Genomic DNA, 1728 nt, shown 5'->3' on the forward strand with positions numbered 1-1728 from the left:
TGTCACCTTGGTTTTCAAAAATAGCCGCGATGATCTTTCCTCGACCAGCCACCTCGCCTTCTACGACTTTTTCTTGGTAGAGAATCTTAAACTTGTCACCACTACGAATATCTAACGCAAAGTCGATATCCCAGCCAAAGATGCCAGCCAGCTCCATAATTTGGTTCGCAGTTAAGCCGGCATTGACCCCAGCATTCCAAAAATTAGAGGTGATATCCGCTTCGGCATAGTTGTATTGGTAGTGGATCTCTTTCTTATCGAGCTCAGAGGTGTAGCCGTCGTCTGATTTAGTGATCAGGAAAGTTTCGAATGGGTTGATCACTCTTTTGAGCTGAATCAGTTGGTTGTTTGAGTCAAAGCCAAGCTGAAAAGAGTCGCCGGGTCTGACTCTGGTTAGTTGCTTTTCTATCTCTTTGTTGCTCGAAGTGAGTTGGTATAGTAACCGAGACGAAAGCCCAGCGCGTTGGAACAGTAGCGCCATGCTATCGCCCGAACCAACAGTGTGTTTTTCCCATCTAAGTACGGCATGTCGGGCGGGGGACTCTTGCAAGGCTAGCTGCTCGATATCAATCGCTAAAGGGTAGGCTTTACCTACTTGATAGATAGTCTCTTCTTGGCGAAGATCGTTGGGCGCAGGTAAAAACAATACAATGACGATTAATGCGCTAAAAAGGGCGATAAGGGCTCGGTGAATCCATGGTAATCGAGCGAAAAGAGACAACATCTTATGTCCGTTCTAAAAAAATCATTAAAAAAGCTTAGCTGTTTAGTCTAACTGGTTTCAAAAAGCATCGCTATTCAAGTAAGATGACCAACTAACAAATTTTTGCCAAATCTGTGGGAGTGAACAAGAATGGCGAGCATTGAAGCTGCACTAGCCGAGATTAAGCGCGGTGTTGAAGAACTGATTCCAGAAGAAGAACTGATTGCTAAGTTAAAAGAGGGTCGTCCTCTTCGTATTAAACTAGGTGCAGATCCAACTGCTCCTGATATCCACCTTGGCCATACAGTAATTTTCAACAAGCTTCGTGCTTTTCAGGAGCTAGGCCACGACGTTACCTTCCTTATCGGTGACTTTACGGCAATGGTTGGTGACCCAACAGGTAAGAACAACACTCGTCCACCGTTAAGCCGTGAAGACGTATTGCGTAACGCTGAAACGTATAAAGAGCAGGTATTTAAAATCCTAGATCCAGCTAAGACTAAAATTCAGTTCAACTCTGAATGGCTGTCTGAGCTTGGCGCTGAAGGTATGATTCGCCTTGCTGCGAACCAAACAGTGGCTCGTATGCTAGAGCGTGATGACTTTAAGAAGCGTTATGCGGGTGGTCAGCCAATTGCCATTCATGAGTTTATGTACCCACTACTACAAGGGTATGATTCAGTCGCAATGGAAACTGACGTAGAGCTTGGTGGTACTGACCAGAAGTTCAACCTACTAATGGGTCGTGAACTACAGAAGTCGAACGGTCAAAAGCCTCAGGTTGTACTAATGATGCCACTTCTTGTTGGTCTCGACGGCGAGAAGAAGATGTCTAAGTCTGCGAACAACTACGTTGGTATCAGTGAAGCACCAAGCGAAATGTTCGGTAAGATCATGTCGATCTCTGATGACCTAATGTGGAACTACTACGATTTGCTTTCGTTCCGTCCGCTTGAAGAAGTGGCGAAGCTCAAAGCGGATGTCGAGGCGGGTCAAAACCCACGTGATGTGAAAGTGGCTCTAGC

Annotated in this window: 2 protein-coding genes; one reads left to right on the top strand and one right to left on the bottom strand. The window is 45.7% G+C overall.

Annotated features, from left to right (window positions below):
• Positions 1-724: OapA N-terminal domain-containing protein (locus tag QTO00_RS19275; RefSeq protein ID WP_331426188.1), on the bottom strand; the 724-nt coding region annotated here is incomplete at its 3' end.
• Positions 725-853: 129 nt separating this feature from the next.
• On the opposite strand from QTO00_RS19275, the gene tyrS reads away from it, so the two are divergent.
• Positions 854-1728 (top strand): tyrosine--tRNA ligase (tyrS, locus tag QTO00_RS19280; RefSeq protein WP_331426189.1); only part of this gene is annotated, 875 nt, incomplete at its 3' end.

The sequence above is a fragment of the Vibrio sp. M260118 genome (assembly GCF_036533755.1).
Classification (GTDB): Bacteria; Pseudomonadota; Gammaproteobacteria; order Enterobacterales; family Vibrionaceae; genus Vibrio.